Origin of the sequence: Pseudomonas sp. VI4.1 (assembly GCF_002029345.1) — a bacterium.
Taxonomy (GTDB): domain Bacteria; phylum Pseudomonadota; class Gammaproteobacteria; order Pseudomonadales; family Pseudomonadaceae; genus Aquipseudomonas.
The window spans coordinates 1-6,967 of sequence record NZ_MULM01000145.1 but is presented as its reverse complement, the minus strand read 5'-3'; the positions used below and the strand labels follow the sequence as shown (position 1 = coordinate 6,967).

4 protein-coding genes are annotated in these 6,967 nt (G+C 60.5%); 2 read left to right on the top strand and 2 right to left on the bottom strand.

All coding sequences use genetic code 11. The features are described from left to right. The first annotated feature begins 104 nt into the window (after nt 1-104). Entirely contained in the window at nt 105-1,061 is a 957-nt protein-coding gene (locus BZ163_RS13055; protein WP_128871258.1) for an alpha/beta hydrolase, read from the top strand. A gap of 660 nt (nt 1,062-1,721) precedes the next feature. Continuing rightward, the gene (locus tag BZ163_RS13050; protein ID WP_128871257.1) at nt 1,722-2,081 is read left to right on the top strand and encodes a DUF6124 family protein; all 360 of its coding nucleotides are present in this window, start codon (nt 1,722-1,724) and stop codon (nt 2,079-2,081) included. A 238-nt stretch (nt 2,082-2,319) separates the two neighbouring features. Here the strand turns inward: BZ163_RS13050 and BZ163_RS13045 are convergent, their stop codons facing one another. Together BZ163_RS13045 and BZ163_RS13035 are read right to left on the bottom strand one after the other, a co-directional pair. Further along, nucleotides 2,320-4,779 carry a TonB-dependent siderophore receptor gene (locus BZ163_RS13045; protein WP_128871256.1) on the bottom strand — a complete coding sequence of 820 codons (2,460 nt, stop codon included), beginning with the start codon at nt 4,777-4,779 and terminating at the stop codon, nt 2,320-2,322. Between the two features lie 267 nt (nt 4,780-5,046). Further along, nucleotides 5,047-6,696, bottom strand: a complete 1,650-nt coding sequence (locus tag BZ163_RS13035) for a cyclic peptide export ABC transporter (RefSeq protein ID WP_128871255.1) — start codon at nt 6,694-6,696, stop codon at nt 5,047-5,049. Nucleotides 6,697-6,967 lie beyond the last annotated feature (271 nt).

The window sequence follows — 6,967 nt, the reverse complement described above, 5'->3', positions numbered from 1 at the left end:
CTTGAGTCCTTCGCCAGCAAGCCGGCTCCTACAAGGGATCTTCGCTCGATTCAATATTGTGTTCCGCCCGATTACTGACCCCATTGTGTAAAAGGATTCATCCCATGGCCGTCTTGCCAGAACTTGAAGCATTTCTCGAACTCGCCGAATTCGGCCGCCTGACCGGCAAAAGCCGCCCGATGCACGAACAGACCCCGCAACAGGCACGGATCGACTTCGAAGCGTCCTCAGGCTTTCTCGACGTGCCGCTGGACAGCGTTGCCTGCGAGGACTTCACCATTGCCGCGCGGGATGGCCATAGTTTGTCGGCGCGCCTGTATCGCGATGGCAAACCGGTCGACGGACTGCAGCCCGTGGTCCTGTATTTCCACGGCGGCGGCTACGTGGTCGGCAGCCTCGATTCCCACGACGCACTGTGCCGTCGCCTGGCCGCCCAGGGTGGTTTCGCCCTGCTGACGGTGGATTACCGCCTGGCACCGGAATGGCGTTTCCCCACCCCGGTACAGGACGCCTGCGATGCCGGCAACTGGCTGGTCCGCGAGGGAGCAGCCCATGGCCTGGACGCAACGCGGGCCGCCGTGGCCGGTGACAGCGTCGGCGCGACCCTGGCCACGGTGTTGTCGATCATGGCCGTGCGCGAACCTGCAGAATTACTGTTGAAACCCAAGGCACAAGTGCTGGTGTACCCCGTGATAGATGCCACCATCAAACGCGCCTCGCATCGCGACTTCGCCGAAGGCTACCTGCTGGAGACGCCGACGCTGGACTGGTTCTACACCCATTACGCCCGCACAACCCAGGACCTGGCGGACTGGCGCTGCTCGCCGTTGCTGGCTGACGATCTGTCAGGCGTTGCGCCGGCACTGGTCTACCTGGCCGGGCATGACCCGTTACATGACGAAGGGTTGGCCTACGCCGAGCTTCTGCGTGCTGCCGGTAATGAGGTGACGCTGCTGGAACAGCCGGGCATGACCCATGACTTCATGCGCATGGGTGGGTTGCTGAGTGAAGTGGAGGGGATTCATGCGGAAGTGGCGGGGTGGGTGCGTTCGCAGCTTTGAATTGAAATGCAAAACGCCGCCATTCCTGGATAGGGGGTAGCGGTTTTTTACATTAAGCAGGAAGATTTTTGGTAGATCTACCATCGCCTTCGCGAGCAAGCCCGCTCCCACATTTTGATCTATGTCGTACACAAATTTTGCGCCTCTGAAGATCAAATGTGGGAGCGGGCTTGCTCGCGAAGACTGCCTGACAGTCAATACAAATCTATAGCTCCAACAAATGCGCGTACTAACAATGCAGGCACTGTTTTTTCCGTTTATGTACTTCGCGTGTAAGTACCGTTACCCGTCATTAAACAGTGTTTAATTGCGCTTGTTTAATCCCCCGCAAGATGACTTCCTACAAGCTACAACACCTTGCGCCATTGCCTACAGTTACGCCAGAATCCGCCGGCTTGTGCGCCTTGGGTGCGGGCTCTATCGTTTGTCGGTCGCTGAAAAACAGCGATCGGGTTTGGTAGCCCGTTTCGTATTAGGCGCATAGCGCCACCTTACGCAGTCGCTTTCTCCGGACTCTGTTTTATGGTGGCCATGCGCAGGGCTCCTTCAGGGGCGCCGGGTTCCTAATGCGACCGGTCTACCAACCCGCGTATGGCCGCCACCTTTCGTTTGGTAGCGAGGGTGATGGCTCCTTTGTTATTCGCGTTAGGAGTTTCATCTATGTTCAAGGTCACACCCAACCCGCCAGATACCGATCCGGCATCCCCCTGCGAAAACCTCGATTCAAGACAACTCCACGAAGCCGCCGAACGCGCGCTCGACCATCACCTCAATCCGGCCGCCAACATCATGGCCACGCCACGCAAACTCTGCACCATGTTCACCGTCAACCCCGAGCTCGATACCGAAACGCTGCTGGCCCATGCCTGCGAGTCGCTGGCATCGGCCAATGTCATGGCCATGGACCTGGCGGACCATATGGAGGGGCCGAGCCGCAATTCACTGCTGGGGATTGCGCAGGTCATCATGCTGGGGGAGTTGGCGGTGAATCGGGCGCTGGATCGACTCGACCCGCCTTAGTAGACACTGCCCCTTCGCCGGATGTCTGGTGCCGGGATTTGTAGCAGGGCGGCTATCGCCTTCGCGAGCAAGCCCGCTCCCACAGTTGATCGATGTGAACATTGAATTCTGTGTTCACTGAAGATTCCCTGTGGGAGCGGGCTTGCTCGCGAAGACGGCATCACAATCAGCGAAATTCTCAAGCCAAAAAAAATGCCCGCGTCTCACGACACGGGCATTTTTCAGTTCAGCTCAGCGCTCAGAAATCATACTTCGCCGTGACCTGCATGTTACGCGGCTCGCCGGAGAAGGTGGTGCCGAAGTTGCCCAGGCCCGTCAGGTATCGCTTGTCGAAGACGTTGTTGGCATTGACGGTGAAGCTCAGGTGGTCGTCGTACTCGTAGCGAGTCATCAGGTCCACCAGGGTGTAGCCGCCTTGCTTGAGATTGACGCTGCCATCGGTAGGGCTGAAGGTCTGGCCGTAGAACGCGCTCTGCCAGCTGACACCGCCACCGACGGTGACCTGGTTCAGCGCGCCCGGCAGGCGGTAGGTGGTGAACGTGCGTACGCTGTGTTCCGGTTTGCTGGTGGCCAGCGGGAAGCCGAAGATGCGCTGTTCGTCCTTGTCGCGGGTGCGGGCGTAGGTGTAGCCGGCAGAGACGTTCCAGTCTTGCGCCAGTTCGCCGGCCAGTTCCAGTTCCACGCCTTTGGTGGTGGCGCCGGAGATGGCTTCGTACACGTCCTGGCCGGTGCCGTCGGTGGTGACGTATTGGGCGACGTTGTCCTGTTCGATGCGGAAGAAGGCCAGGCTGGCGTTCAGTCGGCCATCGAAATAGGCCGCCTTCAGACCGGTCTCGTAGGCGTCGCCTTCCACCGGATCCAGGGTCTTGCCGCTGGCGTCCTTGTAGATCTGCGGCTGGTAGATGTTGGTGTAGCTGGCATAGACCGAGTACGTGTCGTTCAGGTCATAGACCACACCGGCGTAAGGTGTGACCACGCCGTGTTCCTTGTAGCTGGCGTGGGTGTCGGCCAGGCCGGCGCCCGGGTAGTAGCTGTAATCTTCGTCGTACTTGAAGGTGCTCAGACGGCTGCCGAGGATGAACGACAGGTCGTCTGTCGGACGCAGGCGCGTGGCCAGGTAAACGCCGTTCTGGCTGGTGGTGCGCTCGTACTTGCCGTTTTTCGGAAACTCCTGGACCGGCAGGTTGCCTTTCCAGTCAAAGATACTGCCCGGGACCAGTTCGAAGGCGCTGGTGTCGTAGGTGGCACCGGTCTGGCGCGAGTGCGAAGCCATGAAGCCGGCGACCAGTTCGTGTTCGCGACCACCGAGGGTGAATGGGCCGGAGACGTTCACGTCAGCGGTGTTCTGCACGCGATGGCCTTCCCAGCGACCCCAGTAAAAGAACATGCCTTCACCGGTGGTGCGGTCCGGGTTGCCGCCGCTGGCCGAGGCCAGGCGGGTATCGTGATCGGTGGTTTTCTGGTCGAGGCTGACCTTGAGTTTCCAGTCGTTGGCCAGGGCCTGTTCCAGGGAAGCGAAGTAGGTGGTGCTGTCGAAATCACGACGGCTCCAGTCGGCGCCCGGGTTGAAGCTGCGCGAGAAGTCGGTGCGGCCGCCATCGCTGAAGAACGGCGAGTTACCGGTCCAGGAACTGCCGCGCGGGGTGGCGCTGGACTTGTCGATGCCGAAGGTCAGCAGGGTGTCGCTGGTCAGGTCGGCTTCGAGGATGCCGTAGAACAGGTCTTTCTTCTGGCTGTAGTGGTCGATGTACGAATCTTTGTCCTGGTAGGCGCCGACGAAGCGGCCACGCACGTTGCCTGAGTCGGTCAGCGAACCGGAGATATCGCCTTCGGTGCGGTAGTTGTCCCAGTAGCCGGCGGTGGCGCTGACCGAGGCCTTGAACTCCTTGGTCGGTTTCTTGCGCACTAGGTTGACGGTGGCGGACGGGTCACCCGAGCCGGTCATCAGGCCGGTAGCACCCTTGATGACTTCGATGCGATCGAGGCTGGCGGAGTCGTCGCTGTTGTTGGGGTTCTCACCGTAAACACCGTCGTAGGGGATGTTGACGCCATCGTATTGATAGTTGGTGATGGCAAAGCCGCGGGAGGAAAACTCGGTACGGTCACTGTCGTACTTCTGCATCGTGATGCCGGGGGTGTTGCGCAATGCGTCGCTGACACTGGTTACGCCGCGGTCATCCATCTGCTGACGAGTCACCACGGTCACTGATTGCGGCGTTTCACGCAGGGTCAGCGGCAGCTTGGTGGCGGTGGTGGTTGCACCGGTGGTGTAAGAGCCGGTGTCTTCGGTGTTCAGGCCCAGGGCCTGGCCGGAAATGGTGGTCGCACCCAGTTGCAGGCTCGAGCCGCCGCCGGACACCAGGGTGACGCTGTTGCCGTTGATCTGGAACGAAATGCCGGTGCCCTTGAGCAGTTCCGCCAGCGCCTGGGAAGGCTCCAGCGAACCGGACACCGCGCGGGACCTGATTCCGGCAACCTGGTCCGGGCTGTAGAGGATCTGCAGGTTGGTCTGCATGCCCAGTTCAGTCAGCGCGCTGGACAGCGGCTGGACCGGGATACTTACTTTTACAGGTGCTGCATTGGCCATCGAGCTCCCCAGCAAGGTGGCGGTCAGCAGTACGCTGGTGAACAGGGTGCGATGCAGAGTCGGACGCTGTACGGCCAGCGCGAGAGGTGTGCGGCGGGTTTGAGGTCGCATTACTTACCTGAGCTCCTGAAAAAGTGTTGTGCAGAGTTTTTTGTTAATAGGAATGATTATTAGACGCAGCACGAACGGAAAACCGGAAAGAAACCGGGAAAATAAATTTCTGGAGGGTGAAAACCGCGCAGAACCTGTGGGAGCGGCGGTGCGACGATTCGACTTGCTCGCGAAAGCGGTGTGTCAGACGACATCAAAATTGACCGGGCCGCCGCCTTCGCGAGCAAGCCCGCTCCCACAGGTCCGCGCATGGCCACGAGCACCCGATCAGGCAGGGGCCATTTCGGTGATGACCTTGCCGCTTTCCATGCGCACCAATTGATCCGCCACGTCGAAATAGCGGTCATCGTGGGAGATCACGATGATGGTCTTGCCCAGGCGCTTGAGGTCCGGCAGCAGCTCGGTGTAGAAGATCCGGCGGAAGGTCGGGTCCTGATCGGCCGCCCATTCGTCGAACACCAGCACCGGACGTTCCTCGAGCCAGGCATTGACCAGGGCCAGGCGTTTGCGCTGGCCGGTGGAGAGGTCGGTGGTGGTGAAATTGCCGTCCTTGACGCTGACCTTGTGCGCGATCTCCAGGCGTTGCAGGTATTTGTTGGCGTCTTCGGGGATGTGCGTATCGCCCTGGACCACGTCATCGAACAGGTAGTAGTCGGCAAAGATGGTGGTGAACAACTGGCGATAGTCGTCGCGGTTCTGCGCGTCGATGCCCACGCCGTTGACGCGGATTTCACCCTGCTGCGGCGTGTACAGCCCCAGCAGCAACTTGATCAGCGTGGTCTTGCCGCAGCCGTTCTCGCCGACGATGAAGGTGATGTCGCCTTGCTTGATGGTCAGGTTGACCGGCCCGAGCTGGAATGGCGCGGCCCCTTCGGCTGCCGGGAAAGCGAAACGCACATCGGCCAGTTTCAGTTCGTGCACCACGGGCTGGACGTGGCCTTGGTCGCTGAGCAGCAAGTGCGGTTCAGGGGTGGAGAATTGCTCGGACAACTCGGCGATCCGGCGAAAGGCGATCTGCGCACGGCTGACGATCGGCAGGATGCTGATCAAATGTTCCAGCGGGCCTTTCATGTACAGCAGCACCAGCACGAAGCCGCTCATCACGGTTTTGTCGGCGCTCGGCCAGAAGGTTTGCAGCGCCAGGGCCAGGCCGATGACGACAAAGAACAGCATCGAGCCGAAGGTCTTGGCGATGACGAAGGTGTTGATCGAGCGCACCTGGGTGTTGCAGATGAACTCGGCGGTGGACTTGATGCCCGAGACGAACATGCGCTGGCGGCGAGGGCGGTGGATGCGCAGTTCCTTGGCGCCTTCGGCAATGGCGTTGTAGTGTTTTTGCAATTCGTCTTCGGCGTCGCGGGCGGCCATGAAACCTTGCACGCCCTTGCTTTGGGCATAGGCCTGGATCGCCGTGCCGATCAGGATCGCGGCGACCATGATCAGGAACATCGGCCACGACAGGATCGCCAGGTAGCCCATGCAGCCCAGGGTCACCGTGAGCGAAATCGCCAGCGGCGCGAAGGCGAAGGCGAAGTCGCTGATGGTGTCGACGTCGTGGGTCAGCACCGGGATCAGACGGTGGCTGCGATAGCGTTCGATCTGTTCGATCGGCGCCGACAGGACCTTTTCCCCCAACTGTTTACGCAGCGTGGCGATGATGTGCTGGCCGACATAGTTGGTGCCGATGTCCGAGCAGATCGAGCTGGCCAGCGCCAGCAGGCACAGGCCGGCGAACAGCGCAACGACGCCTTGGCTCAGGCCGGTTTCCGAATGCAGGGCGTTGTTGATGGTCGCCAGCAATACCGTGACGCTCAGGCCGCCGACCATGCCCAGGAAAATGGAGGCCGCGACAATGAGCCGAAAGGGTTTCAACAGGGCGAACAATTCGCCGATGGCGCCACGGGTTGGCTGGGTCATGGAAGACGGTTCCTTGGGTCGTGAAGGCAGATACCCAGTAGAACGTCTGGTGGGAGGGTTAATTTACAAGGGCGCCGACTGGCGGCAGGACTGATCAACACGACCCCTGATCGACGCTGGCCCCTGTAGGAGCTGGCTTGCCAGCGAAGGCGGTGTCACAGGCAACATTGATGTTGGATGTGGTGGCCTCTTCGCTGGCAAAAGCCAGCTCCTACAGGGGGATCGCGTGTCGGCGCAGGCGGTGTCACAGGCAACATTGATGTTGGATGTG